The organism is Aliirhizobium sp. YIM B11859 (assembly GCF_057163345.1).
Genome location: NZ_JBXHAY010000001.1, coordinates 106,833 through 132,806 on the forward strand (window position 1 = coordinate 106,833; position 25,974 = coordinate 132,806).

The following is a 25,974-nucleotide window of genomic DNA, read 5'->3' on the forward strand; positions in this document are numbered from 1 at the left end:
AAACCATGAGACATATCATTTTCGGTGGAGACGGTTTCGTCGGGCGGCATCTTGCGCCACGGCTGCATGCTGCCGGCCATGAGGTCATCGTCGCGGATATCGCCAAGAGCGATCTCCCACATTACAGCGATATCCGTTTCGACACCGTCGATGTCACCGACCCGGCATCGATCGCAAGGATCGGCCTGAAGGCCGACGACATGGTCTACAATCTGTCTGCCAAGATGCTGTCGCCGTTGCAGGTTCGCGCCAAGCGGCACGATTTCTTCTTCCCAGTCAACTATTACGGTACCGAGAACATCATAAAGGCGATGGATCAGGCCGGTGCGTCGTCGCTCGTCCATTTCACCACCGACATGGTCTACGGACATACCTATGTCTGGCCGCAGACAGAGGAACACCCGCTGGCGCCGCTTGGCGAATACGGGATGTCGAAGCTGAAAACCGAGGAGCTTGCTGCCGACTGGCGCACCCGCGGCATGAACATCACTTTGTTTCGCCCGCGCCTGATCATCGGCCCCGGCCGTCTCGGCATCCTGTCGAAGCTGTTCAAGCTGATCGACAACAACCTGCCGGTACCGATGATCGGTGCGGGCAAGAACCCCTACCAGTTCATCTCGGTGTTCGATTGCGCGTCTGCCGCACATGCGGCGTTCAGTGCCGGTGTGCCGAACTCCGTCTACAATCTCGGCTCGCTCAATCCACCGCCGGTCCGCAAGCTGCTCGGCGATCTCGTCAAGCATGCGGGTTCTAAGTCGCTCCTGTTGCCGACGCCTGCCTGGGCGGTGAAGCGGACGCTCGACCTGTTCGACCTGATCAACATGCCGATCATGGATCCGGAACAATATCTGATCGCCGACGAAATGTGCGTTCTCGACGTGTCGAAGGGCGAGCGTGAGCTCGGCTGGGTACCGCAATATCGCGACGAGGACATGCTGATCGCCGCTTATTCCGAATATCGCAGGGGACTTGCCGGCGGTTCGCAGGACAATGTCGCCCACGCCAAGGCAGCTTAAGGGGAAAAACCATGGCCACTGTAGTCAGCCTGAACAGCCACGATGACGATGTTGTGGCGGATGCTTCCGCCAGCCCGGTCCGCGCACCGATCTCAAAGCCGACGCTTCTCTCCGTCGACGAGGCGAAGGCGCTCGACGTGGCGAAGATGACGGATCTCTTCGTCCGCCATCTCAATCCCGGCCAGCTTCACTTCATGAAGCTGCTGGGCTTCCACAAGGTGAAGATCGAGCGCGCCGAGGGGATGTATTATTACGACCAGAACGGCCGCGCGATCCTCGATTTCTTCGGTGGGTTCGGATCGCTGGCGCTCGGCCACAATCACAAACGCATTCTCGATGCGCGGCGGAAATTCCAGGATGAGAACCGCCAGGAGATCGCCATCGCCTTCATGTCGCAATATGCAACGGCGCTGGCGCATAACCTTGCCGCCTGCTCGCCGGGCGAACTCGACATGGTGTTCCTCGGCTCTTCCGGTTCGGAAGCGATGGAAGCGGCGATCAAGGTTGCCGAACGCGCTGCCGGCCCGAAGCGGCCGAAGATCGTCTATGCGGAAAATTCCTTCCATGGCAAGACCAAGGGTGTCTTGTCGATCACCGACGGTTCGCTCTATCGCGGCGAGTTCAAGCTGGTCGACAATACGGTCAGGGTGCCGTTCGGCGATATCGATGCGATCGAAAATGCCTTCCGCAACGATCCCGAGATCGGCGTGATCGTGCTTGAAACCGTCCAGGGCGGCGGCGGCATCATCCAGGCCGAGACCGCTTTCTGGCAGCGGCTACGCGCGCTTTGCGACAAGTATGGCGTGCTGTGGGTCGCCGATGAAGTGCAGTGCGGTTTCGGCCGTACGGGCAAGTTCTACGCCTTCGAACATCACGGCGTGGTGCCGGATGTGACGGCGCTCGCCAAGTCGCTCGGCGGCGGCAAGTCGGCCATGGGCGCGATGATCGCCAAGCGCGACGTCTATATGAAGGCCTATGGCACGCCGAAGACGGCGATGATCCACGCCATGGCAACCTTCGGCGGTATTGGCGAAGCCTGCGTGACGTCGATCGAGGCGATGAACGTGCTCTATGACGAGCACCTGATCGACAACTCGGCCGAGATGGGCGACTACCTGTTGCAGCGCCTCAAGGAGTTGCAGGTCCGTTATCCGTCGCTGCTGAAGGATGTGCGTGGGCAGGGCCTGATGGTCGGCATCGAATTCCACGACCTGTCGAAGACCATGCCGCTGGTTCTGCGCCCGGTGGTCGCCATGCTGGACGACAAGCTGAAAGGCTCGCTGCCGGGCTTTATCGGCAGCCATCTGTTGCGTGACCACGGCGTGCTGGTGGCATTTACCGAATATAACCGTAACGTCATCCGGCTGGAGCCGCCGCTGATCTGCGAGCGCAGCCATGTGGACGATTTCATCAAGGCGTTGGACGAGGTCATGTCCCGCGGCATCGTCCGCATCGTCAAGGATTTCGTAGCGGCACAGGTGAAGTAACGTGGTTGAGATCCGGGACGGCGAAAAGCTGATGGGCGGGCAGATCGGTTCCAGGGCCGATCTGCGGGATGGTGCGCGCAAGGTCATCCAGATCGTGCTGAGCGTGCTGAATACGATCTACTGGCGATATGCCGGCGTCTTTTCCGTGCTGGTGCTTGCCGGCTTTGCGGCGATGATGGTGGCGCTCTGGCATTTCCGTCCGATCTACAATTGGGATACGCTTGCCTACCTGGCCTCCACGGTTCTGGAGCGGATGGGCGGTGATGCCGCGCAGATCCATTCCTATGCCTATTCGACCGTCCGCGATGCCGTGCCTGCCGCGGATTTCGCCGAGCTGACGCAGACCGACGCTTTTCGCCTGCGCCAGTTTGCCGATCCGAATGCCTTCCTGTCGATGATCGGCATGTATGAGGTGAAGTGGCTTTACGTGCTGCTTTTGAAGTGGCTCGTTCCCGTCTTCGGCCCGCTGCCGGCATTTGACGTGATCAACGGTGCGGCACTTGCCATCCTGACCGTGTCGATCGGCCTGTGGCTGAAGGCGACAAAGCTCTCGGGTTATGCGCCTCTCGTCGTGGCCTTGCTTTTCGTCCTGCAGTTCCAGGGATTTGCCGTCACGCAGCAGCCGGATTTTCTCGCCAATGCGCTGCTGGTTGCCGCTCTGTTGAGCTATGACAGGAGCCGGGACGTTCTCGGTTCGATCATCCTCGTCATTTCGGTCCTCGTGCGTCCCGATCAGGTCGCCGTCGCCGGCGTGCTGATGGCCTGCATATGGTTCCTGCGCGACAAGGGGACGCTCGTTTTCGCGCTCAGCTTTGCCGCCTGCCTTGCGGTCTATCTGGTGTTGAGCCAAGCCTTTCATCCGACCGGCTGGTGGCCGCATTTCTGGTTCTCGACCTACAAGATCCAGGAGGACATGACAGGGTTCGAGCCTGCCTTCTCTGCTGTCGTCTACCTGAAGGCGATCGGCGCGAATATCTACCGCTCGCTGTTCCTCAATACCTGGCTTGCCGCCTATATCGTGGCGATCGTCTGGGGCGGGATCATCTATTTCAGCAATGCCCTGCCGTCACGGCGCAGGCAGGCGCTGCTGCTGGCGTTGCTGCTGGCGACAGCGGCCAAGTTCGTGATCTTCCCGCTGCATGACGGACGTATCTATTTCTCGCCGCTGTTCGTCTTCTTTCTTCTCGCCTTCGCCGGCGCCAACGAGAAGACCGGTACACTGCCATCATCCGCCAAGGGCTGAAGCCCGCAGCTATCGGCGATCTCTCGATCATCGTGCGAAAAGCCGCCCGCCTTTCGGCGGACGGCCAAATCGACTGGAGGAGATCGACGAAAGTTCAGTGGGCGGCAATCGCCTTTGTCCTGTGCGGCAGGCTCGGCCACAGGCTGACCGAGCATAGAAGCGAGACGACCAGCAGTGCCAGCGACAGGTAGAAGGTCGGCAGGAAACCACCCAGCGCGAAGGATACGATCGAGCCGGTGACGCTACCGATGCCGAAGCCCAGATAGATCAGGCCATAGTTGCGGGCGAGATTGGTCAGGCCGAAGAAGTCGCTGACAAGGCCCGGATAGACGGTGATGGTGCCACCGAAGGCGAAGGCGACGCAGGCGACGGCAACGAAGAACGAATATTCATTGAGGGGCACGAAGAGAAGAAGAAGCATGCCGGCCAGTGCGCAGCTGAGCGCGATGCTGAGGATGTGGATGCGGGGGATCTTGTCCGACAGGATGCCGAGCACCAGCCGGCCGAGGAGGTTGGCAGCGGCAACGATGGCGACTGTATCGGCGGCGATCGAGGTCGAGAGGCCGACATAACGTTCACCGACATCCTTGGCGACACCGATCAGGTAGAGGCCGCTCATGCAGACGGTGAGGAACATCAGGGCGAGCATCCAGTATTTCGGCTGGCGAACGGCCTCAGTGAGCGTGTAGTCGTTGGCTGCTGCCTTGGTGCGGGCATTGCCGAGGGTCGGCTGCGGAGCCTCGCTGATCAGCAGCGCACCGCCGACGACGAGAACAAGTGCGCAGATCGCCCAGATGCCGAAAGCGCTTTCCATGCCGAAGTGGTTGATCAGCGCAAGGTTCAGGTATTTGAAGCCGAGGCTGCCGAGGCCGTAAGCGCCGATTGCGAAGGCGGACGCCAGGCCCTTGCGTTCGGGGAACCACTTGACGCAATTCGACAGGGTCAGCAGATAACCGGCGCCATCAGCGCCGCCGACCAGAAGGCCGCCATAGATGTAAAGGAGGGGCAGGCTGCTGGCGGTCGAGGTGAGGTAAAGGCCAAGGCCCAGCGCCAGGCCGGCGGTCATGGCGACGGCACGCAGGCCGAACCTGTCCTGGAGGCGGCCCGACAGCGACGAACCGACTGCGAGTGCGAGGCTGAGCAGACCGAAGGTGAAGGCTACCTGGGTGATCGGCTGCGACAGCTTGGTCGACAGCCCCTCGTTGAACAGGCTCCATGTGTAGACCGAGCCAAGGCCGAATTGGCACAAAATGGTGCCGATCAATGTGTAATAACGCTTTGAATTTGAAAGGCCGCTCATGAGCGTTTCCTCCTTGTTTAATATGGAGGAAATCTAACCCTGTCTTTATTCTCCCGGATCGAAAAAGGCGTGAAATGCCTGATCCCTGGAATGAGCTGCAGTCACAGCTGCATGAGCTGCTTGAACTCTTTCAGATGCGACCGGCTGACGGGGATTTCGACGTCGTCGAAATTGTGCAGCTTGATGACGTAAGTGCCGTTGAACCAGGGCGAAATCTCGCGGATCTTGGACGTGTTGATGCACCATGACCGGTGGCAGCGAAAGAAGGTATCGGCGGGCAGTTTTTCGGCGAAATCGCCGATGCTGGTCGGGATGACGAAATGGCCCTTGACGGTGTGGACATAGGTGAGCTTCTCGTCGGCCCTGGCGTAATAGATGAGGTCTGCCGGCAGAACGAGAATGCTGTCCTTGCGGGGGATGTTGACGGTGCGCTTGGCGGCCGGTGAAGCCTGTGGCACGGGCGCCTGCATGCCGGCTGCCGGCTGCTGATTTTCGAGCTTTTTGAGTGTGTTGGCGACACGCTGCTCGTTGAACGGCTTGAGGATATAATCGAAGATTTCAAGCTCGAAGGCTTCGGCTGCATATTCCTTGTAGGCGGTGACGATTACCACTTTCGGCGGGTTGGCCTGTTTGTGCAGCGTCCGCGCCAGCGTCATGCCGTCGATCGAGGGAATGTTGATGTCGAGGAAGACGACATCGAGATCGTTTTCCTGCAGATAGCGCAGTGCCGCCAGACCGTCTTCCTCGGTGCCGACGACTTCGATGGTGCTGTGGCTTTCGATCAGCCATTTCAGCTCGTCACGTGCCAGATACTCGTCTTCAACGATCAGAGCCTTCATGCGGCATCCTTGTTTTCGAGCGGCAAGTCGAAGCTGACGGATGTGCCGGGTTCGAGGCGTTCTATGGTCAGGCCGTCGCCGTAAAGCAGCTTGAGCCGCTCGTTGACATTCATCAGCCCGATCCGGTCGCGGACAGCTTCACCATTGGCGACGGCCTTGATGACGTCGGGGTCGATGCCGCGGCCGGTATCACGGATGCAGACGCTCACCCGGTCCTGATGGCGCTTGACGGCGATATGGACCTCGCCCGGCCGCGGCTGGGACTGGATGCCGTGCAGGATGGCGTTCTCGACCAGCGGCTGCAGCGACAGGCTCGGGATATCGATATGGACGTCGTCGATATCGAAGATGACGGTCAGCTTGGGGCCGAAACGGGCCTGCTCGATGGCGACGTAATCCTGTACCTGTCTGAGCTCGTCCTGAATATCGATCATGCCATCGCTGAGCGACAGGTTCTGGCGCAGGTAATCGGCCAGCTTGGCGATCACCTGCCGGGCCTCGTCGGGACGCAGGCGGATCAGAGATGAAATGGCATTCAAGGCATTGAACAGGAAATGCGGGTTGATCTTGCTCTGCAGCGCACGGAACTCGGCCCTTGCAGCCATTTCCCGCAATGATTTCACCCGCGACAGTTCCATCTGGGTGGAAATCAGCTGTGACAGGCCGACGCCGAGTTCGCGCAGGGAATCGTTGATCATGTCGGGTTTGGTGAAGAAGATTTTCAGCGTGCCGGTGACCAGACCGTTTTCACGCAAGGGGACGATGGCGACGGAACGGAAATCGGCGGCCGGATAACGCTGCAGATTGTTGTCGACGGTGATCCTGTCGTAGCGGATCGCGTCGGCGGTCAGATCGCTCAGCGCCTTGTGCTTTTCCTCGTCGTAATATTCGTGGCCGCGGCCGATATAGGCAAGCACGGTGTCGCGATCGGTAATGGCGACGGCATCCGCTTCCAGGCATTCGTGGATGACCTCGCAGACCTTGGCGAGCGTGTCGTCCTGGACGTTCTGGAAGAAGGGCAGGGTGCGGTTGGCGATGATGAGGGCAAGCCTTGCCTCATGGGCCGCGGTCAGGTCCTTCTCGTCTTCGATGTCCTGGATCCGCTTGATGATCATGCCGGTGCACATCGAGCCGATAATCATCGGCCAGGCGATTTCGGCAACGATTGCGCTGCCGACACCTTCCGGCGCGAGAAGAAGGATCAGCAGCATGGTCAGTGCTTCGCACGCCATGCCGGCGAGGCTGCCGGTCAGCCAAAGCCATCTGCGGCGGCCTCGGTAATGGATGACCGTCGACAAAAGGCCGGCGCAGATGCTGCTGATCAGGCAGGCGATCGCCGAGGGGCCATGGATATCGATGAGGAAACGGTGCAGGCCGGAAATGATGCCCGCCGGAATGCCGACCCATGGGCCGAACAGGATGCCACCGGACATGATGGCGATGGTGCGCACATTGACCAGCGCGCCTTCGACGGGGATGCCCATATAGGTGCCGCCGACCGCAAATCCGGAAAACAGCGCAGACAGGAAGGCAAGCTCGATACCGCTGAGCTTGCCTTTCCACAGGACGTTCTTGAACAGTCTGGTGCGCCCGAGAAAGAACAGCACCATCAGCATCAAGGCTGCACGTTCGAAGAGGGCGAGTAGGATCATGGGAGGTGGTTTATCGCCTGGATGATTTCAGGGAAAGCTGTGCTTTCCCTGAAATTCAATGATGGCCGGGTTTGCCCGGGCGGCGGTAGATGAACCAGTAGACGCCGCCGACGAGAAGAGCGCCGCCAACCCAGTTGCCGGCCGTGACGACGGCAAGATTGGTGAACACGCCGCTCAAGGGGATTTCCGCCGGTGCATGCCCGATCGCGGTCCAGAAGCTTTCCGGAGCGCCGTGGCGGATCATCAGGCCGAGGCTCAGATAATACATGTTGGCGACGCAGTGCTCGAAGCCCGCGGCGACGAAGGCGGTGACCGGAAAAACGATGGCGAGAATGCGGTCGGCGACCGTGCGCCCCGCCAGCGCCAGCCAGACGGCAAGGCAGACGAGGATATTGCAGAGGATGCCAAGCGCAAAGGCGTTGACGATCGGGAGTGCAGCTTTCGCCTCGGCGTAGTGGAGGGCGGAAATGCCGATCGCATTGTTGCCGAACGTGTACTGACCGGAAAAGAAGACCAGTCCTGCCACGACGACCGCACCGACCAGATTGCCGAGCCAGACCAGGACCCAGACGCGGACCATGCGTCTTGTCGAGATCCGCCGGCTTGCCCAGGCCATCACCATCAGCATGTCGCCGGTGAAAAGCTGCGCGCCGCCGATCAGCACCAGGATCAGTCCGAGCGAGAAGCTGAGCCCGGCGAGAAGCCGGGTGAGGCCGTAAGACATGATGCCGTCAGCGCCGGCGCCAGTCGTCGTCGCAAACATCGCGCCCAGCCCGATGAAGGCACCGGCAAGAACCGCAAGGCCAAGCAGGGTCAGCGTGTCGTAGCTGGCCTTCTTGATGCCCATCTCTTCGGCTGCGACCGCGATTGCGTCGGGCACCAGAGAGCCTCCGATATCCACCCCTCGCAAGAGGGGCGGATCGATCTTGTCCCGGCTGTCCGGGTCCTGTTGCGCGATGTTCATGCGTTGACTGCGTCTTTCCGCGCCTGTTCGGATCGTGGCGCAGCCTGGCCGGCGGTCGGAGACTGCTGGTCCGCCTGGATTGCAGTCAGGGCGATGGTGAAGACGATGTCATCGACCAATGCACCGCGGGACAGGTCGTTGACCGGCTTGCGCAGACCCTGAAGCATCGGGCCGACGCTGACGACGTCTGCCGATCTCTGCACGGCCTTGTAGGTGGTGTTGCCGGTGTTGAGGTCGGGGAAAACGAAGACATTGGCGCGGCCGGCGACGGGGCTGTCGGGTGCCTTGGAACGGCCGACGCTTTCGACGCTTGCCGCATCATACTGCATCGGTCCGTCGATCAGCAGGCCAGGCTTGCGTTCCCTGGCAAGTGCGGTTGCCTCGCGCACCTTGTCGACGTCGCCGCCGGTGCCGGATGTGCCGGTCGAATAGGAGATCATCGCAACGCGCGGATCGATGCCGAAGGCTTTTGCCGTTTCGGAAGACTGGACGGCGATTTCGGCCAGCTGGTCAGCGGTCGGGTTGGGGTTGATGGCGCAATCGCCATAGACCAGCACCTGGTCGGGCATCAGCATGAAGAAGACCGACGAGACAATGCTCTGGCCGGGCTCGGTCTTGATCAGCTGCAGGGCCGGGCGAACGGTGCTGGCTGTCGTATGAACCGCGCCGGAAACGAGGCCGTCGACTTCGCCGACTGCCAGCATCATCGTGCCGAGCACGACGGTGTCGTCAAGCTGGGCGATCGCCTGGGGAGGCGTCATGCCCTTCGACTTGCGCAGCTCGACCATGGCGTCGACATAGTCCGCCCGGATGCTCTGCGGATCGAGGATTTCGAGATCCTCGGGGATTTCGATCTCCTGTGCCTTGGCGAGCATCCGGATGACATCCGGCCGGCCGAGGAGAACGCAGCGTGCGATGCCCTTTCTGTGGCAAATGACGGCAGCCTGCAGCGTACGGGGCTCTTCGCCCTCCGGCAGGACGATGCGCTTGTTGGCCTTGCGGGCGCCTTCGATCAGATGGTTGCGGAAACGCGGCGGCGACAGGCGTGCTTCGGTCGAAGTGCCGATCCGTTCGCTGAGCGAGCCGGTATCGATATGCTCGGCGACGTAATCGATCACCTTTTCCATGTGCTGGCTGTCATCTTCGCTGACATGGTAACTCAGATGCGACAGGCGCGATGCGGTGGCATAGGTATCGTCCGGGGTCGACAGGATCGGCAGGATCCGCGTTCCGGCCGAGGTCATCAGGTCGGCGACCGGCGGTGCGAGCGGTGCGCCGCAGGTCAGAAGCAGGCCTGCAAGAGGTACGCCGCGGCTATGGGCAAGCGCTGAGGCAAGCGCGATGTCGCTGCGGTCGCCCGGCATGACGACCAGGGTTTCCGGACGAAGACGGTCGATCATCTTTTCAACCGAGCGGGCGCCGACGACGATTTCCTGCACGCGCACCGCATCGAGGTTTTTGCCCTGCGAAACGGTCAGGTCGAGCGAGGCGACGATATCCGACAGGCGGGGGGCGTTGAGCCGCGGTTCGTAGGGAATGGCACCGAGAATGGTAGAAGAGGCCATGCCGAAGGAGGCGAGTGCTGCCTTCAGCTTTTCGCGGTCGGCATCCACCTTGACCTTGTTGATCATAAGGCCGAGCAGCGGTGAATTTCCGTCGCGCGTGTATTGACGATGGATCAACGCGACCGCTTCGGCGATCGATTTCGGATCGTAGTCGACGCCGCTCAAGACCGGGACGACATCGGCGCCGAGGCTGCGCACCATCTCGACGTTCAGCCGCAGGGCGATCTGTGCGCTGGCAAGCGGGATCAGCCCTTCGACGACGACGACATCATGATCGGCGCGCAAGGCCTCGGTCATGGTTGCGATGTCTTCGAGCAGGGCGGCGAGATCGCCCTTGCGGATCTGTTCCTCGGCGCGCTCGAAGGGGATCGGATCGGGAGATTGCGTCATGCACAGCGTGCGGGCGAAATGGCTCGACGTGTCGATGCCCTTCTGCAGCCGGCGGCCTTCCGACCGCGGCTGGGCGATCGGCTTGACGAAGGCGACCTTCATGCCGTCGCGCTGCAGGGCGCGGACGAGGCCGAGCGCCAGAGAGGTCAGGCCGACATCCTGCGCTGCAGGGGCGAGGAAGATTATACGTGCGCCCATCTAGGATTATCCTTCTGTATGTTCGCGATAGTTTCGACGTAATGAAATGGCGTGAATTGCTGCTCTGGTTATGCGGTTTCGGTATTTCCAACGACGGCCAGGGTATCGCTGGCGATCATCCATTCCTCATTGGTGGCGATGACGGCTGCGACCGGCTTGGTGGACGCGGCGCTGATCACGCCGGAGCGGCCGCCGAACATCTGGCCGTTGGCGTCTTCGTCGAGTTCGATGCCGAGGACCTGCAGGCGATCGATCGTTGCCTTGCGCATGGTTGCGGAATTTTCGCCGATGCCGCCGGTGAAGATGACGGCATCCAGCCGATGCAGTGAGGTGGCAAGGCCGCCGATGTAACGTGCCAGCCTGTGGGTGAAGACATCGAGCGCCAGTTTTGCGCCTTCATGGCCTTCCTTGGCGGCGCTTTCCAGCGTGCGGCAATCGTTGGACAGGCCGGAAATGCCGAGCAGGCCGCTCTTGCGGTTGAGCAACGTGTCGAGATCGTCGATCGTGAGGCCGTCTTCGCGGGCAATATGGAAGAGAGCGGCCGGGTCGATATCACCGGAGCGCGTGCCCATGACGAGGCCTTCCAGCGGGGTGAAGCCCATCGATGTGTCGACGCTGTGACCGTTGAGCACTGCCGTTGCCGATGCGCCATTGCCGAGATGGGCGATGACGAGACCGTGGTCTGCCGGATCGAGGCCGAGAAGATCGATGGCTTCCATGGCGACATACCGATGGCTGGTGCCGTGGAAGCCGTAGCGTCTGATGGCAAGGTTGCGGTAATAGTCCTGCGGAATGGCGTAGGTATAGGCTGCCGCCGGCATGGTGGCATGGAAGGCCGTGTCGAAGACCGCGACATGCGGAACGGAGGGCAGGGCTGCCATGGCGGTGCGGATGCCAAGCGCGTTTGCCGGGTTGTGCAGCGGAGCAATCCGCGACAAGTCGTCGATGTCGCGCAATGCGCCATCATCGACGAGGGTGGATTCGAAGAAGCGCTCGCCGCCATGGACGACGCGGTGGCCGACGGCGACGACCGAGCTCAGCCAGCCCTTGCTGTCGAGAATGCCGAGCAGCTTCTTGAGCGCCACGTCATGGCTGCCGCCATCAAGCGACATCTCGGTCTTTTCGCCCTTTTCCTTGACGACGAGACGGCTTTCGGGCTGTCCCAGATTTTCGGCCAACGCGGAGAGCAGCGGATCACGGCCCGAGCCGGCAAAAACGCCGAACTTCACGGACGAGCTTCCGCAATTGACCACGAGGACGAGCGAACGGACATCGATCATGTTGTAAATCCTTATAGCTTTTATTGAATGGGAACGATTGGTCGGGCGTGGCCGTCTCAAAAAACGGTCAATCCGCGTTCCGCGAAAATTTTTCTGGCTTCGGCCGTCTGCTCAAGCGTCGGTGTCGGTGCGCCGGCAAGCGGGTAGGCCATGCCCAGCTGCTCCCATTTATGGGTGCCCATCTGGTGGAAGGGCAGGACTTCGACGCGTTCAACGATCGGGCCGAGGTCCGAGACGAAATCGGCAAGCCGTGAAATGTCGTCGTATCCATCTGTCCAGCCGGGCACGAGCACGTATCTGAGCCAGATCGGCTTGTTCAGCCTGACGAGGCGATGGGCAAAATCGAGTGTTGGCTGCAGCGGTTGGGCGGTCAGGCGAAGATAGGCTTCGGGATCGATATGCTTGATGTCGAGCAGCACGAGATCGACATTGTCGAACCACTCGTCCTCGACATTGGCATGCAGATAGCCTTGCGTATCAAGCGCGGTATGCAGACCGAGTTCGCTCTTGATCTGGCGAAAAATCTCGCCAACGAAATGCGCCTGCATCAGCGGCTCGCCGCCGGAGATCGTCACACCGCCCGCCATCTTCAGAAATCCGCCATAGGGCCTTATTTCGGCCATGGCGTCGTCGACGGTGATCCTGCGGCCGTTATGCAGCTTCCAGGTATCCGGGTTGTGGCAATAGACGCAGCGGAACAGGCAGCCCGCCATGAAAAAGACGAAGCGCATGCCAGGTCCGTCAACGGCCGCGCCGCTTTCAACGGAATGCAGATATCCGTGATCGATGGCTAGATGCGCCCCGCCAGGGGCATGCGCCTTCGGCGCGCGGGTGGTCGCTCGATGAATGTCCATGGGGCATCTCGTGTCTGCAAAGAACTGGGTTCAATGGCCTGGGCGCATATGGGTTCCACATGCGCCCAGCTTAACCACTATACGTTACATCTTTGAGTGGAATGTGCGGGAGATGACGTCGAGCTGCTGTTCACGGGTCAGCTTGACGAAATTGACCGCATATCCGGAGACACGCACAGTCAGCTGCGGGTAGAGCTCCGGGTGATCCATGGCATCGACCAGCGTCTCGCGATTGAAGACGTTGACGTTGACGTGGAAACCACCGGCTGCCGTATAGGCATCGAGGCAATTTGCGAGGTTCTTCGCACGTTCCTGCGAGGTCCTGCCCAGGGCATCGGGGGTTGCCGAAGCCGTCCAGGAAATGCCGTCGAGAGCAGCTTCATAGGGGATCTTGGCAACCGATGCGCCGGCAGCCACGAAGCCCTTGGTATCGCGACCGTTCATCGGGTTCGCACCCGGTGCGAAGGGTTCGCCTGCGCGGCGGCCGTCCGGCGTATTGCCGGTCTTCTTGCCGTAGACCACGTTGGAGGTGATCGTCAGCACCGACTGGGTCGGCATCGAGTTACGATAGAAGTAGGGCTGTGCTGCGACCTTCTTCATGAAGGTTTCGGTCAACCAGACGGCGATGCTGTCTACGCTGTCGTCATTGTTGCCGTAAGCGGGGTAGGTGCCTTCGATCTTGTAATCGACGGCGAGGCCTGCCTCGTTGCGGATGACCTTGACCTTGGCATGCTTGATGGCCGACAGCGAGTCCGCTGCGACCGACAGGCCGGCAATGCCGCAAGCCATGGTGCGCAGAATGTCGCGGTCGTGCAGTGCCATCTCGATACGCTCGTAAGCGTATTTGTCATGCATGTAGTGAACGGTGTTCAGAGCCTTGACATAGGTCTTGGCCAGCCAGTCCATCATCTTGTCGAACTTGGCCATGACTTCGTCATAGTCGAGCACGTCGCCGGTGATCGGTTCGAAGCCCTTGGCGACAACTGCACCGCTCTTTTCGTCGACGCCGCCGTTGATGGCATAAAGCAGAGCCTTTGCGAGGTTGGAGCGGGCACCGAAGAACTGCATCTGCTTGCCGATCCGCATGGCGGAGACGCAGCAGGCAATGCCGTAGTCGTCACCCCATTTCGGGCGCATCAGGTCGTCGTTTTCGTACTGGATGGCGCTGGTATCGGCAGACACCTTGGCGCAGAAGTTCTTGAAGCCTTCCGGCAGCCTGGTGCTCCACAGCACGGTCAGGTTCGGTTCCGGAGCCGGGCCGAGGTTGTAGAGCGTGTGCAGGAAGCGGAAGCTCGACTTGGTGACCAGCGGACGGCCGTCTTCGCCGACGCCACCGATCGATTCCGTCACCCAGGTCGGATCGCCCGAGAACAGCTGATCATACTCTGGTGTGCGCAGGAAGCGAACGATACGCAGCTTGATGATCAGGTCGTCGATCAGTTCCTGGGCCTGTTCTTCATTCAGCAGGCCTGCGTCGATATCGCGCTGGATGTAGATGTCGAGGAAAGTCGAGACACGGCCGAGCGACATGGCCGCACCGTTCTGTTCCTTGACGGCAGCCAGGTAGGCGAAATAGGTCCACTGGACGGCTTCGCGGGCATTGGTGGCCGGCTTGGAAATGTCGTAGCCATACTTGGCGGCCATTTCCTTGAGTTCGTCGAGCGCGCGATACTGTTCCGACATTTCTTCGCGCAGGCGCATCACGTCGTCGTTGAAGACTTCGTTTTCAATGGCGCGGAAGTCCTTGAGGCGGAAGGCGCGCAGGGCTTCGGTGCCGTAAAGGGCGACGCGGCGATAGTCGCCGATGATGCGGCCGCGACCATAGGCATCCGGCAGGCCGGTGATGACGCCGGACTTGCGGGCTGCGAGGATTTCCGGGCTGTAGACGTCGAAGATGCCCTGGTTGTGGCTCTTGCGGTATTTCGTCCAAACCTCGTGAACCGACGGATCAAGCGTGAAACCGAAGGCTTCGAGGCCGTTCTCAACCATGCGCAGGCCGCCGTTCGGCATGATGGCGCGCTTCAGCGGCGCGTCGGTCTGCAGGCCGACGATCAATTCGATGTCCTTGGCGATATAACCGGCATCATGTGCGGTGATCGTCGAGGCGCGGTCGGCGGAGACGTCGAGAACGCCCTTCTTGCGCTCTTCAGCCAGCAAAACGCCCAGGGTTCCCCAGACCTTCAGGGTCCGCGGTGTGGCGGCGGCGAGAAACGCGCCGTCGGCCTCATAAGGCTTGTAGTTGTTCTGGATGAAATCGCGCACGTCGACTGCCGTGCGCCATGTTTCTCCCTTGAAGCCGGCCCAAGGATCGGCGGGGACGATTGTCTGGGAAAGGATGCCCATTTGTCTTCTTCCTTATGTTTTGCCTTGCGGCAGTGGTGAAGCGTCCTCCCGACCACGAAGCTCTGCAGCTGCAAAATTCCGTGGCTTCCAAGTGCAATCTATCAATGTAAGGCCCTTCGAAGATTGATCCCGATCAACGTAGGGTTTGATGATTTGAATATGGTCCGGCTCAGCGCTGGACGAAACTCTTGGCAAGCCCCCACGCCGGCCAGCGCAACGCCTAGGGGGGCGGAAGGGAGGCAAAATGACACTGGAAATACGCGTGGCCTCGATTGGCGAGTGCATGGTCGAGTTGCAGCGCAAGCCGGACGGCTCGATCACTCAGGCATTCGGCGGTGACACGTTCAACACCGCCGCTTATCTGGCTCGTTTGGGTAAAGGTCTGGGACCATTCGTCTCATATGTGACCGCTATCGGGGATGATCCTTTCAGCGAGGACATGTCGGCATTCTGGACCGCACAGGGGGTCGATGACCACCTGGTTCTGCGCCGGAAGGGCCGCCGGCCCGGTCTTTATTTCATCAAGACCGATACGACCGGCGAGCGCCGCTTCTTTTACTGGCGGGGCGAAGCTGCTGCCCGTGAAACGTTCGAAGGCGAAGGCTCGGACGAGCTGCTTGCCGCATTGGGCGGGTTCACGAGCATCTATGTCTCCGGCATCAGTCTCGCCGTGCTCAAGCCCACGAGCCGTGAACGGCTTCTGGACCGGCTGGAAGAACTTGCCGCTGCCGGCGTCAATGTCGACTTCGACTGCAACTATCGGCCGCTCCTCTGGGAAAATGCCGAAACGACGCGGGCGGTCTACGAGCGGATTACCGCTTTCACCCACCGCCTGATGCTGACGGTCGAAGAACTTGCCGCGTTCGGCATCGAGCCGACGATGGAGGCCGGTATTGCCCGCTTCTCCACGTCACCGAAGCTGGAAGTTGTCATCAAGGACGGTGCGGGTCCCTGCACGATCCTGCATGACGGCAAGGTCGAGGTGGTGCCTGCGCTGAAGCTCGACAAGGTGGTCGATACAACTGCCGCCGGCGACAGCTTTTCGGCAGCCTATATTCTCGGCCGCTGCCTGGGGATTGCGCCGGCGGAAGCCGCACGCAGAGCCCACGTGGTCGCCGGCGCCGTCGTTCAGCACCACGGCGCAATTATTCCGGAGAGTGCCACACCAGGCGTCTTCGCGTCCGAGATCGCCGACCGCGGCGCAATACCAAGTGCAGCGGAATAGCGACGTCTTGTTTTACTAAGGAGGATTACGAAATGAATATTAAGAAAGCTATTGATAAGGTCCCCGGCGGATTGATGCTGGTACCGCTCATTCTGGGCGCGCTTTGCAAAACCTTCTTCCCCTGGGCCGGAAGTTATTTTGGTTCGTTCACCAACGGTCTCATCTCCGGCACCGTTCCGATCCTGGCCGTGTGGTTTTTCTGCATGGGCACCTCGATCGACCTGAGAGCCACGGGGACAGTCCTTCGCAAGTCCGGCAACCTTGTCGTCGTCAAGACGCTGGTTGCCTGGGGCGCGACCTATGCCGCAGCCCAGTTCCTGCCGCTTGAAGGTGTCTCTTCGGGCCTGTTTGCCGGCTTCTCGGCGCTTGCCATCTGCGCCGCAATGGACATGACCAATGGCGGTCTTTATGCCGCGATCATGAACCAGTACGGCACCAAGGAAGAATCCGGTGCCTTCGTGCTGATGTCGATCGAATCGGGCCCGCTCGTCTCGATGCTCATCCTCGGTGCTGCCGGTGTGGCCACTTTCGAACCGCATCTCTTCGTCGGCGCCGTGCTGCCCTTCCTGATCGGCTTCCTGCTCGGTAACCTCGACAAGGACCTGAAGGAATTCTTCGCCAAGGGCGTCCAGACGCTGATCCCGTTCTTCGGCTTTGCGCTCGGTAACGGTATCGACCTGCATGTCATCGCCCAGACCGGCATCGGCGGCATCCTGCTCGGCGTCATCGTCATCTTCGTCACCGGCATTCCGCTGATCTTCGCCGACCGGATCATCGGTGGCGGCAACGGTACCGCAGGCCTCGCCGCTTCGTCGGCCGCAGGCGCTGCCGTCGCCAACCCGATGATCATTGCCGAAATGGCTCCGCAGTTCAAACCGGCTGCCGCCGCTGCCACCTCGCTGGTTGCTGCCGCATGCCTCACCACTGCGATCCTGGTCCCGATCCTGACCGGCATCTATGCCAAGAAGATGAAGGCAAAGAACCCGGTTGCGGAAAGCCCCGCAGAAGGCACACTGGAAGGCGCGGTCAAGTCTTGAGGATTTGATCGATACGTGGGGGCCGGCGATCACGCCGGTCCCATCCAGACAAAAGGAATGATTTCATGTTTCTCAGCAATCTCGCCACAGTCGACCGCGATGCCGCAACGCTGCCCCTCAACGTTCAGAAGGGTCTGAAGTTCATCGCCGAGACGGATATCGCCGCCTTGCCGGTTGGCCGCGTCGATATCGAGGGCGATACCATTTTTGCGCTGATCCAGGATTACGACACGGCCCCCAAAGCGGAAAAGCGTCCCGAATCGCATGCTCGCTACACCGACATCCAGTTCGTCTTCAGCGGCCGCGAAATCATCGGTTACGCACCGCTTGCTCTCGATTACACGGTCGAGGAAGACCTGATCGCGGAAAAGGACGTCAAGTTCTACTCCAAGGTGACCGACGAGACCGATCTTGTTCTCGGCGAAGGCGCCTATGCGGTCCTTTACCCCACCGATATCCATCGTCCCGGCTGTGCCGCTGGAACGCCCGGCAAGGTGCGCAAGGTCGTGATCAAGCTGATCGCCTGATCGGCGCACATTTCATAATCAATTCAGTTCTATAGGAGCATTATCATGGATATCCGCTACTCGGCCAACCAGAAGGACTTCAAGCGGTATACGACCGAGGAGACACGCGCCGAATTCGTCATCGAAAAGCTGTTCGCCGCCGACGAGATCCTTGCCACCTACAGCCATGTCGACCGTATGGTGATGTTCGGTTGCCAGCCGGTCAACGAAGCGGTTCCGCTCGACAAGGGCATCGACTGCATGAAGAATTTCGGCACGAATTATGTGCTGGAACGCCGTGAAATCGGCATCTTCAACCTCGGCGGCGAAGGCATGGTCAATGTCGACGGCGAGATCTACAGGCTTGCCCTGCGCGATTGCCTCTATATCGGCAAGGGCGCAAAGTCGGTCGTCTTCACCAGCTCCGACAAAGCCAATCCAGCCAAGTTCTACATGGTCTCTGCGCCGGCTCACAAGACCTGCAAGACGACCTTCCTGTCGATCGCAGACGCCAAGAAGAAGCCGGTCGGCGATCTGGCCACCGCCAACAAGCGCGTCATCAACCAGTTCATCCATCCGGACGTCCTGGAAACCTGCCAGCTTTCGATGGGCCTGACCGAACTCAATTCGGGCAATGTCTGGAACACGATGCCGGCCCATACCCACGAGCGCCGTTCGGAAGTGTATTTCTACTTCGACATCGCGCCCGACCAGGCCGTTTTCCACATGATGGGCGAAGGCCAGGAAACCCGCCATATCCTGATGCATAACGATCAGGCCGTGATCTCGCCATCGTGGTCGATCCATGCCGGTTGCGGCACGGCTGCCTACACGTTCATCTGGGCCATGTGCGGTGAAAACCTGACCTTCGACGACATGGACCATATTGCCGTCAGCGATCTGCGCTAACCGCCGCTTTTATCGGAGCGGCCGGATTTTCAAGGCCGCTCCCGCCGTTTTCACGACAAAAGGGATTTCAGACATTGACTTATGCAGACAGTTTTTCGCTCAAGGGCAAGGTAGCACTCGTCACCGGCGCGTCCTACGGTATCGGTTTTGCACTGGCGAGTGCGCTTGCCGAGGCCGGCGCCACGATCGCCTTTAACGATATCAACGAGGACTTTCTTGCCAAGGGCATCGAGGCCTACAAGGCTGCCGGCATCGATGCCAAGGGTTATATCTGCGACGTCACCGACGAGCCGGGCGTGCAGAAGATGATCGCCGATATCGAAAAGGATCTCGGCCTGGTCGATATCCTGGTCAACAATGCCGGCATCATCAAGCGCGTGCCGATGCATGAAATGGACGTCAAGGATTTCCGCCAGGTCATCGACATCGATCTCACCGCACCCTTCATTCTTGCCAAGGCCGTCATTCCCGGCATGATCAAGAAGGGCGGCGGCAAGATCATCAACATCTGCTCGATGATGAGCGAACTCGGCCGCGAAACGGTGTCTGCCTATGCGGCTGCCAAGGGCGGCCTGAAGATGCTGACCCGCAACATTGCATCGGAATATGGTTCGCTCAACATCCAGTGCAACGGCATCGGCCCGGGTTACATCGAAACGCCGCAGACGGCGCCTTTGCGCGAACCCGGCCATCCGTTCAACTCGTTCATCCTGGCCAAGACCCCTGCCAACCGCTGGGGCACGACCGAAGATCTCAAGGGCCCGGCCGTATTCCTTGCGTCTGCCGCATCCGACTTCGTCAACGGCCACGTTCTTTACGTCGACGGCGGCATCCTCGCCTATATCGGCAAGCAGCCCTGATCTGCAGGCCTACTACCTGAATTCACATGATCGACGCGCCGTTCCTGCCTTGCAGGGGCGGCGTTTTCACATCCGAATAGGCTGTGGCGGGCGTCCGGTCAGCGGCCCTTTTTGCCGCGTGTCATCAGCACGTTGCGGATCGAGAAGCTGGAATGGATGCGCAAAACACCCGGAAGCGCCGACAGGATCTCCTTATGGATGCGTTCGAACTCGCCGGCATTGGCGACCTCGACGCGCAGGAAATAATCCGATCCGCCGGTCATCAGGAAACATTCGCGGATTTCGGGATATTTCCTGACCGCCGCCTCGAAGCGGTTGAGATAGTCCTCCGTCTGCCGTTCGAGCGTGATGTTGATGAGGACGGCAATGCCGTTCTGGTCGTTGTCGACCAATGCCGTATAACCGCGAATGACGCCGGTTTCCTCCAGCAGCTTGATTCGCCGAAGACAAGCGGAGGGCGATAGGCCGACCTCTGCTGCAAGCGCCGCATTGCTCATACGGGCATTCAGCCGAAGCAGGCGGATCAGATTGCGGTCGATGACGTCGAGAGTGGCCATGCAGATTATTCCAAAACTTCGCAGAGCCTTTCAATCAGGGCTCGCTCACGCAATTTTCTCTCACTGATTGGCAGGAAATTCCACGATTATTTCACTATCCTCTGTCAAAAAAGAGGGGCTTGAATGAACCAGAGAATGGCCGAGTTTTCCGGACAGTCGATTGATCCCGTCGCATCCGGCTATCTGACGATCGATCTCGGCGCGATCCGCCGCAATTATCTCAAGCTTTGCGAAGCGCTTGCGCCGGCAAGGGCTGCCGGTGTGGTGAAAGCCGATGCCTATGGGCTCGGCGCCCGGCCGGTGGCGGAGGCGCTATACGAGGCCGGCTGCCGCGACTTCTTCACCGCGCACTTTGCCGAAGCGGCCATGCTGCGTCCGGTGCTTGGCACCGATGCCACGCTTTATGTCCTGAACGGCCTGCAGCCCGGCAACGAGCCAGCCTGCGCCGAAGCCGGCATCATTCCGGTTCTGAACTCGCTTGAGCAGCTACACCGCTGGTCAGCCATGGCCAGGGCGATGAACACACAGTTGCCGGCGGTGCTGCAGTTCGATACCGGCATGTCGCGGCTAGGCCTTTCGCCGGCGGAGCAGGTGGAGCTGAAAACCGAACTTGCCGATGCACCGGTCGATATCCGCTTCATCATGAGCCACCTCGCTTCGGCGGATGAGCTGGGCAGCGGCCAGAACGGTGAGCAGTTTGCCGAGATGGCGCGGATCGCCAGCGTGTTTCCCGATATGCCGGTCTGTTTTGCCAATTCGAGCGGCGTGTTTCTCGGCAAGACCTATCACCACCTGATGGCACGTCCCGGCATTGCCGTTTATGGCGGAAATCCGACGCCGGGTGCGGCCAATCCGATGGAGCCCGTGGTTGGTCTGAAGATCGCCGTAGTCCAGACGCGGACCGTGCCTGCGGGTGCCAAGGTTGGCTATGGGGCGACCTATGTTGCCACTCGCGAGATGCGGCTTGCAACGCTTGCAGCCGGTTATGCCGATGGTTTGCCGCGCAGTCTCAGCGATCGCGGCGCCGTCTATTTCGGCGATATCCGCCTGCCGATCGTCGGCCGCGTTTCGATGGACAGCATGACCGTCGATATCAGCGCCCTGCCGGATGGGGCGGTGACGCTCGGTACTCTGGTGGAGATGATCGGGCCGCACCAGACGCTGGACGATCTTGCGCAGGCGGCCGGAACCATCTCCTATGAAGTGCTCACCAGCCTCGGCCAGCGCTACCAGCGCTCATATTCAAAATCTTGAAAAGATAAAAACGGGGAAGTCCATGAAAGTCATCGTTCTCGGAGCCGGCGTCGTCGGCGTAACCTCCGCCTATCAGCTGGCCAAGGCCGGCCATGAGGTGACGGTCGTCGACCGGCAGGAAGGCCCGGCGCTGGAAACCAGTTTTGCCAATGCCGGCGAGGTCTCCTTCGGTTATTGCTCGCCCTGGGCTGCCCCCGGCATCCCGATGAAGGCGCTGAAATGGCTGTTCATGGAACATGCACCGCTGATCCTGCGTCCGAAGATGGATGCCGCCATGCTGTCCTGGATGGCGCAGATGCTGCGCAATTGCACCTCGGAACGTTATGCGATCAACAAGAGCCGCATGCTGCGGATCGCCGATTATGCCCGTATCTCGCTTGCGGAAGTGCGCGCCGAAACCGGCATTGCCTATGACGAGCGGATGCAGGGCACGTTGCAGCTGTTTCGCACCCAGCAGCAGCTGGATGCGTCGGCGAAGGACGTCAAGGCGCTGGCCGCCGATGGCGTTCCTTATGAAGTGCTTGATCCGGAAGGCTGCATCCGCGTCGAGCCGGCGCTGAGACATGTCCGCGAAAAGATCGTCGGTGGATTGCTGACGCCGAAGGACGAAACGGGCGACTGCTTCAAGTTCACCAATGCGCTGGCGCTGAAGGCAGCAGGCATGGGCGTCAAGTTCGTCTACGGCACCAATATCAAGGCGCTGGATGTCGAGGGCGGTGCCATCAAGGGCGTCGTGACCGACCGCGAGACGTTGCGCGGCGATGCGGTCGTCGTGGCGCTCGGCAGCTATTCTCCGATGCTGGTCAAGCAATTCGGCATCAAGCTGCCGGTCTATCCGGTCAAGGGGTATTCGCTGACGATCCCGATCACCGATGCCTCGCGGGCGCCTGAATCGACCGTGATGGACGAGACGTACAAGATCGCCATCACCCGGCTTGGCGACCGCATCCGCGTCGGCGGCATGGCGGAGATTTCCGGTTATACCAACGATCTCGGCCAGAAGCGCCGGGCGACGCTCGAATATTCCGTTACCGACCTTTTCCCGGGCGGCGATGTCAGCAAAGCGGAGTTCTGGTCGGGCCTTCGGCCGATGACGCCGGATGGCACGCCGGTTATCGGCGCCACCAAGGTCAAGGGCCTGTTCCTCAATACCGGCCATGGTACGCTCGGCTGGACGATGAGCTGCGGTTCGGCGAAGGTCATCAGCGCCATCGTCAGCGGGGCAAAGCCGGAGATCGACGCGACCGATCTCGCCGTTTCGCGTTACGCCTGAGGCTCCTTATCTGCCCGCCGCGCCGGTTCGATCCGGTCGCGGCGGGACTATGACTTCCCTATATCTTGACCCTCCTGCCCCAATCGAATGCCTATGGGGCAGTCGCTACCTTGTTGTTGGGCATCGCATCCGGTGCCCGTTCCGCAGCGATCGCCGCGGAACTTCGATCGACAAGGAGTGACCCATGTATGGTCGTCTGGGCAGTATCCATCTTCTCCATCTTGCGGAGGCAGACGCACAGCGCCGCCGGCTGGCAACGGCTTCTCCGCAGACAGGCCGCGCTGGTAGCGCTGCCGCCGGAATGAACCTCGCGATGGCCCTGCGCCTTACCGGCGTGCTGGGTGTCGGCTTCGGTGCCATCGCCGCGCTTGCCGTGATGGTCGGTTGAGGAGCGGGATGATGGGTAAATCTGCAATGACCGCCCGTGCCTTGGCTGACTGGGAGCCTCCCGCAACCGGCATCCGTTTCACCGTCGGCCGCGATGTGCGCGGTCGGTGGATCGTCAATGACGCGCAAGGCAAGGTCGGCGGCGTTTTTACCGACCGCGCCTCGGCCGTGCATTTCGCCATGCTCGAAAGCGATCACCTCCCGGGCGCCGTCTGGTGCCTGCCGGACCATGTGACGCTGACTTTGGGTGGGGCGTTCGATCCGCGCCGCCTGCATGCGGGCAGCGTTGCGCGCCGGGCGTGAGGAGGATGCCATGTTCGGCGCGTTTCACTATTTGCGGGGACATGTCTATCCCCGCGGCCGTCTGCCGCAACTGGCGGGTTCCGGGCGGCTGCGGGCCTCGGATGCGATCGTTGGAATGGTGGTCGTGATGCTGGCTGTGGTCGGTGTAAGTTATGCGATCGAAATAGTTTTGTTCTGATCGGGCTTTCTTGCCGGGGCTGCCCCTCATCCGCCTGCCGGCACCTTCTCCCCGCAAGCGGGGAGAAGGACGATGTGGCGCCGGCTCCGCTTCTCTCCAACGCTTCAATGGGGCACGTCCCCTCTCCCCGTTCACGGGGAGAGGGTTAGGGTGAGGGGCTTGCTGCTCTCTGGGTGAGGGGCCGTCTCGAACCGCGAAGGCTGGATTGCGAGGCAGACTAAGGCCACCGCAGCCACCCCAAAAACTCCTATAAAATTCCTATATCTTTCCTCACCACCCCGTCTCGAACCCCTATGCACTTCGGTCGCATATTTACGGTCGAGAGATCGAAAGACCTTCTCCCGCCAGAACAAGCATCAGCGGTGCCGTCCAGCCGGATGGCGCGCATCTGCTTGTCCGGCTTCGATCAGATCAAAGGGACCCATATCGATGATGGACATCATTCTCCTTGGCACGGCAGTCGTCTTTTTCGGCCTCTGCTTTGCTTACACCCGCGCCTGCGACAGGCTTTGAGGGGAGGGCACGATGATACTCGACTATGTGCTCGGCGGTGGCGTCACCGTCCTTCTCACCCTCTATCTCACCTATGCTCTCATCCGCCCCGAACGCTTCTGATCAAGCCTTCGGGAACTGAAAGTTTCCTCACATGACCCTCAACGGATGGTTACAGATCCTCGTTTTCTGCGGGATACTGATCGTGCTCGTCAAACCGCTCGGCGCCTATATGGCCCGAGTGTTTTCCGGCGGGCGCACACCTCTCTCGCCGGTCCTTGTTCCGATCGAACGGGGACTTTATGCGCTTGCCGGCACGAATGAACGGGAAGAGCAGCACTGGACGACCTATGCCTTTGCGCTTCTGATGTTCAATCTTCTCGGCACGCTGGTTCTTTATGCGCTGCTGCGCTTCCAAGACGTGCTGCCGATGAACCCGGCCGGCATGCCGGCTGTCGGGCCGGAATTGTCCTTCAACACCGCCGTCAGCTTCGTCGCCAATACCAACTGGCAGAGTTATGGCGGCGAAAGCACCATGTCCTATTTCAGCCAGATGGTGGGTCTCGCCGTGCAGAACTTCGTGTCTGCGGCAACCGGCATGGCGATTGCGATTGCCCTGATCCGCGCCTTTTCGCGCGCCTCGGGCAAGGCGATCGGCAATTTCTGGGTCGATATGACCCGCTCCACCCTTTATATCCTGCTGCCGGCCTGCATCGTGCTGACGCTTATCTACGTCTGGCTCGGCGTGCCGCAGACCTCCGGTCCTTATGTGGATGCAACGACGCTTGAGGGCGCCAAACAGACGATCGCGCTCGGCCCGGTCGCTTCGCAGCTTGCCATCAAGATGCTCGGCACCAATGGCGGCGGGTTCTTCAACGCCAATTCGGCGCATCCTTTCGAAAACCCCGACAACATCTCGAACATGATCCAGATGCTGTCGATCTTTGCGATTGGGGCGGCCTTTACCAACGTCTTCGGCCGGATGGTCGGCAACCAGCGTCAGGGCTGGGCGATCCTCGGTGCCATGGGCATCCTGTTCATTGCCGGCGTCGGTATCGTCTACTGGGCGGAAGCCGCGGGCAATCCGATCATGCATGCCTTCGGCCTTCAGGGTGCCAATATGGAGGGCAAGGAAGTCCGCTTCGGCACCGTCATGTCCTCGCTGTTTGCGGTCATCACCACGGCCGCATCCTGCGGCGCGGTCAATGCCATGCACGGTTCGTTCACGGCGCTGGGCGGTCTCATCCCGCTCATCAACATGCAGCTCGGCGAAGTCATCGTCGGCGGCGTCGGTGCAGGTTTCTACGGCATCATCCTGTTCATCATCATCGCCATTTTCGTCGCCGGCCTGATGGTCGGGCGCACCCCGGAATATCTCGGCAAGAAGATCGAGGCGAAGGAGATGAAGATGGCGGTTCTGGCGATCCTCTGCCTGCCGCTTGCCATGCTGGTCTTCACGGCGATCGCCAGCGTCCTGCCGTCGGCTGTGGCGTCTGTCGGCACCGGCGGCCCGCACGGGTTTTCGGAAATCCTCTACGCCTATACGTCTGCCGCCGCCAACAATGGCTCGGCTTTCGGCGGGCTCACCGCCAACACGCCCTGGTACAATGTGACGCTCGGTCTCGGCATGCTGATGGGCCGCTTCCTGGTGATCATTCCGGCACTGGCGATCGCCGGGTCGCTGGTTGCCAAGAAGACCGTTCCCGCCTCTGCCGGCACTTTCCCCACCGATGGCGGCCTGTTCGTCGGGCTTCTCGTCGGCACGATCCTGATCGTCGGCGGCCTGACCTTCATGCCGGCTTTAGCGCTCGGCCCGTTCGTCGAGCACCTGATGATGATCGCCGGGCAAACCTTCTAGGAGA

24 protein-coding genes are annotated in these 25,974 nt (G+C 60.7%); 15 read left to right on the top strand and 9 right to left on the bottom strand.

Going from position 1 to position 25,974, the window contains the following annotated elements; all coding sequences use genetic code 11:
• Positions 1 to 5 precede the first annotated feature (5 nt).
• From AC2GXZ_RS00420 to AC2GXZ_RS00430, 3 genes are read left to right on the top strand one after another with little or no spacing between them, the layout of a single operon-like run.
• Positions 6 to 1,016, top strand: coding sequence for an NAD-dependent epimerase/dehydratase family protein (locus tag AC2GXZ_RS00420; RefSeq protein WP_483757150.1), 1,011 nt, complete (start codon positions 6 to 8; stop codon positions 1,014 to 1,016).
• 11 nt (positions 1,017 to 1,027) lie between these two features.
• Entirely contained in the window at positions 1,028 to 2,503 is a 1,476-nt protein-coding gene (locus AC2GXZ_RS00425; RefSeq protein ID WP_483757151.1) for an aspartate aminotransferase family protein, read from the top strand.
• A 1-nt stretch (position 2,504) separates the two neighbouring features.
• Positions 2,505 to 3,746 carry a hypothetical protein gene (locus AC2GXZ_RS00430; RefSeq protein WP_483757152.1) on the top strand — a complete coding sequence of 414 codons (1,242 nt, stop codon included), beginning with the start codon at positions 2,505 to 2,507 and terminating at the stop codon, positions 3,744 to 3,746.
• Between the two features lie 94 nt (positions 3,747 to 3,840).
• Here the strand turns inward: AC2GXZ_RS00430 and AC2GXZ_RS00435 are convergent, their stop codons facing one another.
• The 8 genes from AC2GXZ_RS00435 to pflB form a co-directional block, all read right to left on the bottom strand.
• A complete protein-coding gene (locus tag AC2GXZ_RS00435; RefSeq protein ID WP_483757153.1) occupies positions 3,841 to 5,046 on the bottom strand; it encodes an OFA family MFS transporter in 1,206 nt (401 codons plus the stop codon).
• A gap of 101 nt (positions 5,047 to 5,147) precedes the next feature.
• The gene (locus tag AC2GXZ_RS00440) at positions 5,148 to 5,885 is read right to left on the bottom strand and encodes a LytR/AlgR family response regulator transcription factor (RefSeq protein ID WP_483757154.1); all 738 of its coding nucleotides are present in this window, start codon (positions 5,883 to 5,885) and stop codon (positions 5,148 to 5,150) included.
• Positions 5,882 to 7,537 (bottom strand): LytS/YhcK type 5TM receptor domain-containing protein, encoded by a 1,656-nt coding sequence (locus AC2GXZ_RS00445; protein ID WP_483757155.1) that lies wholly within the window; start codon positions 7,535 to 7,537, stop codon positions 5,882 to 5,884. Before AC2GXZ_RS00445 ends, AC2GXZ_RS00440 begins: the two co-directional genes overlap by 4 nt.
• A gap of 55 nt (positions 7,538 to 7,592) precedes the next feature.
• A complete protein-coding gene (locus AC2GXZ_RS00450) occupies positions 7,593 to 8,501 on the bottom strand; it encodes a formate/nitrite transporter family protein (protein WP_483757156.1) in 909 nt (302 codons plus the stop codon).
• Positions 8,498 to 10,654, bottom strand: coding sequence for a phosphate acetyltransferase (gene pta, locus AC2GXZ_RS00455; RefSeq protein WP_483757157.1), 2,157 nt, complete (start codon positions 10,652 to 10,654; stop codon positions 8,498 to 8,500). Before pta ends, AC2GXZ_RS00450 begins: the two co-directional genes overlap by 4 nt.
• A 68-nt stretch (positions 10,655 to 10,722) precedes the next feature.
• On the bottom strand, positions 10,723 to 11,934 hold the full coding sequence (locus tag AC2GXZ_RS00460) for an acetate/propionate family kinase (protein ID WP_483757158.1): 1,212 nt from the start codon (positions 11,932 to 11,934) through the stop codon (positions 10,723 to 10,725).
• Positions 11,935 to 11,990: 56 nt separating this feature from the next.
• The gene (gene pflA, locus AC2GXZ_RS00465) at positions 11,991 to 12,788 is read right to left on the bottom strand and encodes a pyruvate formate-lyase-activating protein (protein ID WP_483757159.1); all 798 of its coding nucleotides are present in this window, start codon (positions 12,786 to 12,788) and stop codon (positions 11,991 to 11,993) included.
• An 84-nt stretch (positions 12,789 to 12,872) separates the two neighbouring features.
• On the bottom strand, positions 12,873 to 15,131 hold the full coding sequence (gene pflB / locus AC2GXZ_RS00470) for a formate C-acetyltransferase (protein ID WP_483757160.1): 2,259 nt from the start codon (positions 15,129 to 15,131) through the stop codon (positions 12,873 to 12,875).
• A 244-nt stretch (positions 15,132 to 15,375) separates the two neighbouring features.
• Here pflB and AC2GXZ_RS00475 point away from each other — a divergent pair, with 244 nt between their 5' ends.
• From AC2GXZ_RS00475 to AC2GXZ_RS00495, 5 genes are all read left to right on the top strand, one after another.
• Positions 15,376 to 16,356: a sugar kinase gene (locus AC2GXZ_RS00475; protein ID WP_483757161.1), complete on the top strand. Its 981-nt coding sequence runs from the start codon at positions 15,376 to 15,378 to the stop codon at positions 16,354 to 16,356.
• Between the two features lie 32 nt (positions 16,357 to 16,388).
• Positions 16,389 to 17,393, top strand: coding sequence for a 2-keto-3-deoxygluconate transporter (gene kdgT / locus AC2GXZ_RS00480; RefSeq protein ID WP_483757162.1), 1,005 nt, complete (start codon positions 16,389 to 16,391; stop codon positions 17,391 to 17,393).
• 65 nt (positions 17,394 to 17,458) lie between these two features.
• Positions 17,459 to 17,920, top strand: a complete 462-nt coding sequence (locus AC2GXZ_RS00485) for a NanQ anomerase/TabA/YiaL family protein (RefSeq protein WP_483757163.1) — start codon at positions 17,459 to 17,461, stop codon at positions 17,918 to 17,920.
• A 45-nt stretch (positions 17,921 to 17,965) separates the two neighbouring features.
• A complete protein-coding gene (gene kduI / locus AC2GXZ_RS00490) occupies positions 17,966 to 18,808 on the top strand; it encodes a 5-dehydro-4-deoxy-D-glucuronate isomerase (protein WP_483757164.1) in 843 nt (280 codons plus the stop codon).
• A gap of 74 nt (positions 18,809 to 18,882) precedes the next feature.
• A complete protein-coding gene (locus AC2GXZ_RS00495; protein ID WP_483757165.1) occupies positions 18,883 to 19,668 on the top strand; it encodes a gluconate 5-dehydrogenase in 786 nt (261 codons plus the stop codon).
• A 98-nt stretch (positions 19,669 to 19,766) separates the two neighbouring features.
• On the opposite strand, the gene AC2GXZ_RS00500 is transcribed toward AC2GXZ_RS00495, so the two are convergent.
• Entirely contained in the window at positions 19,767 to 20,225 is a 459-nt protein-coding gene (locus AC2GXZ_RS00500; protein ID WP_483757166.1) for an Lrp/AsnC family transcriptional regulator, read from the bottom strand.
• 123 nt (positions 20,226 to 20,348) lie between these two features.
• Here AC2GXZ_RS00500 and alr point away from each other — a divergent pair, with 123 nt between their 5' ends.
• From alr to kdpA, 7 genes are all read left to right on the top strand, one after another.
• Positions 20,349 to 21,479 carry an alanine racemase gene (gene alr / locus AC2GXZ_RS00505; protein WP_483757167.1) on the top strand — a complete coding sequence of 377 codons (1,131 nt, stop codon included), beginning with the start codon at positions 20,349 to 20,351 and terminating at the stop codon, positions 21,477 to 21,479.
• A gap of 22 nt (positions 21,480 to 21,501) precedes the next feature.
• Complete coding sequence (locus AC2GXZ_RS00510; RefSeq protein ID WP_483757168.1) at positions 21,502 to 22,752, top strand: D-amino acid dehydrogenase; 1,251 nt, start codon at positions 21,502 to 21,504, stop codon at positions 22,750 to 22,752.
• Positions 22,753 to 22,936: 184 nt separating this feature from the next.
• Entirely contained in the window at positions 22,937 to 23,140 is a 204-nt protein-coding gene (locus AC2GXZ_RS00515; protein WP_483757169.1) for a hypothetical protein, read from the top strand.
• Positions 23,141 to 23,151: 11 nt separating this feature from the next.
• Positions 23,152 to 23,442: a hypothetical protein gene (locus AC2GXZ_RS00520; protein ID WP_483757170.1), complete on the top strand. Its 291-nt coding sequence runs from the start codon at positions 23,152 to 23,154 to the stop codon at positions 23,440 to 23,442.
• A 10-nt stretch (positions 23,443 to 23,452) separates the two neighbouring features.
• On the top strand, positions 23,453 to 23,620 hold the full coding sequence (locus AC2GXZ_RS00525) for a hypothetical protein (RefSeq protein ID WP_483757171.1): 168 nt from the start codon (positions 23,453 to 23,455) through the stop codon (positions 23,618 to 23,620).
• 525 nt (positions 23,621 to 24,145) lie between these two features.
• A complete protein-coding gene (kdpF, locus tag AC2GXZ_RS00530) occupies positions 24,146 to 24,235 on the top strand; it encodes a K(+)-transporting ATPase subunit F (RefSeq protein ID WP_112459002.1) in 90 nt (29 codons plus the stop codon).
• Between the two features lie 31 nt (positions 24,236 to 24,266).
• Positions 24,267 to 25,970: a potassium-transporting ATPase subunit KdpA gene (kdpA, locus tag AC2GXZ_RS00535; RefSeq protein WP_483757172.1), complete on the top strand. Its 1,704-nt coding sequence runs from the start codon at positions 24,267 to 24,269 to the stop codon at positions 25,968 to 25,970.
• Positions 25,971 to 25,974 lie beyond the last annotated feature (4 nt).

Bases quoted from the DNA above. Each gene is read 5' to 3' on its own strand.
- AC2GXZ_RS00420 (WP_483757150.1), top strand. From the start codon at position 6: ATGAGACATATCATTTTCGGTGGAGACGGTTTCGTCGGGCGGCATCTT.
- AC2GXZ_RS00425 (WP_483757151.1), top strand. From the start codon at position 1,028: ATGGCCACTGTAGTCAGCCTGAACAGCCACGATGACGATGTTGTGGCG.
- AC2GXZ_RS00435 (WP_483757153.1), bottom strand. From the start codon at position 5,046: ATGAGCGGCCTTTCAAATTCAAAGCGTTATTACACATTGATCGGCACC.
- AC2GXZ_RS00440 (WP_483757154.1), bottom strand. From the start codon at position 5,885: ATGAAGGCTCTGATCGTTGAAGACGAGTATCTGGCACGTGACGAGCTG.
- AC2GXZ_RS00445 (WP_483757155.1), bottom strand. From the start codon at position 7,537: ATGATCCTACTCGCCCTCTTCGAACGTGCAGCCTTGATGCTGATGGTG.
- AC2GXZ_RS00450 (WP_483757156.1), bottom strand. From the start codon at position 8,501: ATGAACATCGCGCAACAGGACCCGGACAGCCGGGACAAGATCGATCCG.
- pta (WP_483757157.1), bottom strand. From the start codon at position 10,654: ATGGGCGCACGTATAATCTTCCTCGCCCCTGCAGCGCAGGATGTCGGC.
- AC2GXZ_RS00460 (WP_483757158.1), bottom strand. From the start codon at position 11,934: ATGATCGATGTCCGTTCGCTCGTCCTCGTGGTCAATTGCGGAAGCTCG.
- pflA (WP_483757159.1), bottom strand. From the start codon at position 12,788: ATGGACATTCATCGAGCGACCACCCGCGCGCCGAAGGCGCATGCCCCT.
- pflB (WP_483757160.1), bottom strand. From the start codon at position 15,131: ATGGGCATCCTTTCCCAGACAATCGTCCCCGCCGATCCTTGGGCCGGC.
- AC2GXZ_RS00475 (WP_483757161.1), top strand. From the start codon at position 15,376: ATGACACTGGAAATACGCGTGGCCTCGATTGGCGAGTGCATGGTCGAG.
- kdgT (WP_483757162.1), top strand. From the start codon at position 16,389: ATGAATATTAAGAAAGCTATTGATAAGGTCCCCGGCGGATTGATGCTG.
- AC2GXZ_RS00485 (WP_483757163.1), top strand. From the start codon at position 17,459: ATGTTTCTCAGCAATCTCGCCACAGTCGACCGCGATGCCGCAACGCTG.
- kduI (WP_483757164.1), top strand. From the start codon at position 17,966: ATGGATATCCGCTACTCGGCCAACCAGAAGGACTTCAAGCGGTATACG.
- AC2GXZ_RS00500 (WP_483757166.1), bottom strand. From the start codon at position 20,225: ATGGCCACTCTCGACGTCATCGACCGCAATCTGATCCGCCTGCTTCGG.
- alr (WP_483757167.1), top strand. From the start codon at position 20,349: ATGAACCAGAGAATGGCCGAGTTTTCCGGACAGTCGATTGATCCCGTC.
- AC2GXZ_RS00510 (WP_483757168.1), top strand. From the start codon at position 21,502: ATGAAAGTCATCGTTCTCGGAGCCGGCGTCGTCGGCGTAACCTCCGCC.
- AC2GXZ_RS00515 (WP_483757169.1), top strand. From the start codon at position 22,937: ATGTATGGTCGTCTGGGCAGTATCCATCTTCTCCATCTTGCGGAGGCA.
- AC2GXZ_RS00520 (WP_483757170.1), top strand. From the start codon at position 23,152: ATGGGTAAATCTGCAATGACCGCCCGTGCCTTGGCTGACTGGGAGCCT.
- AC2GXZ_RS00525 (WP_483757171.1), top strand. From the start codon at position 23,453: ATGTTCGGCGCGTTTCACTATTTGCGGGGACATGTCTATCCCCGCGGC.
- kdpF (WP_112459002.1), top strand. From the start codon at position 24,146: ATGATACTCGACTATGTGCTCGGCGGTGGCGTCACCGTCCTTCTCACC.
- kdpA (WP_483757172.1), top strand. From the start codon at position 24,267: ATGACCCTCAACGGATGGTTACAGATCCTCGTTTTCTGCGGGATACTG.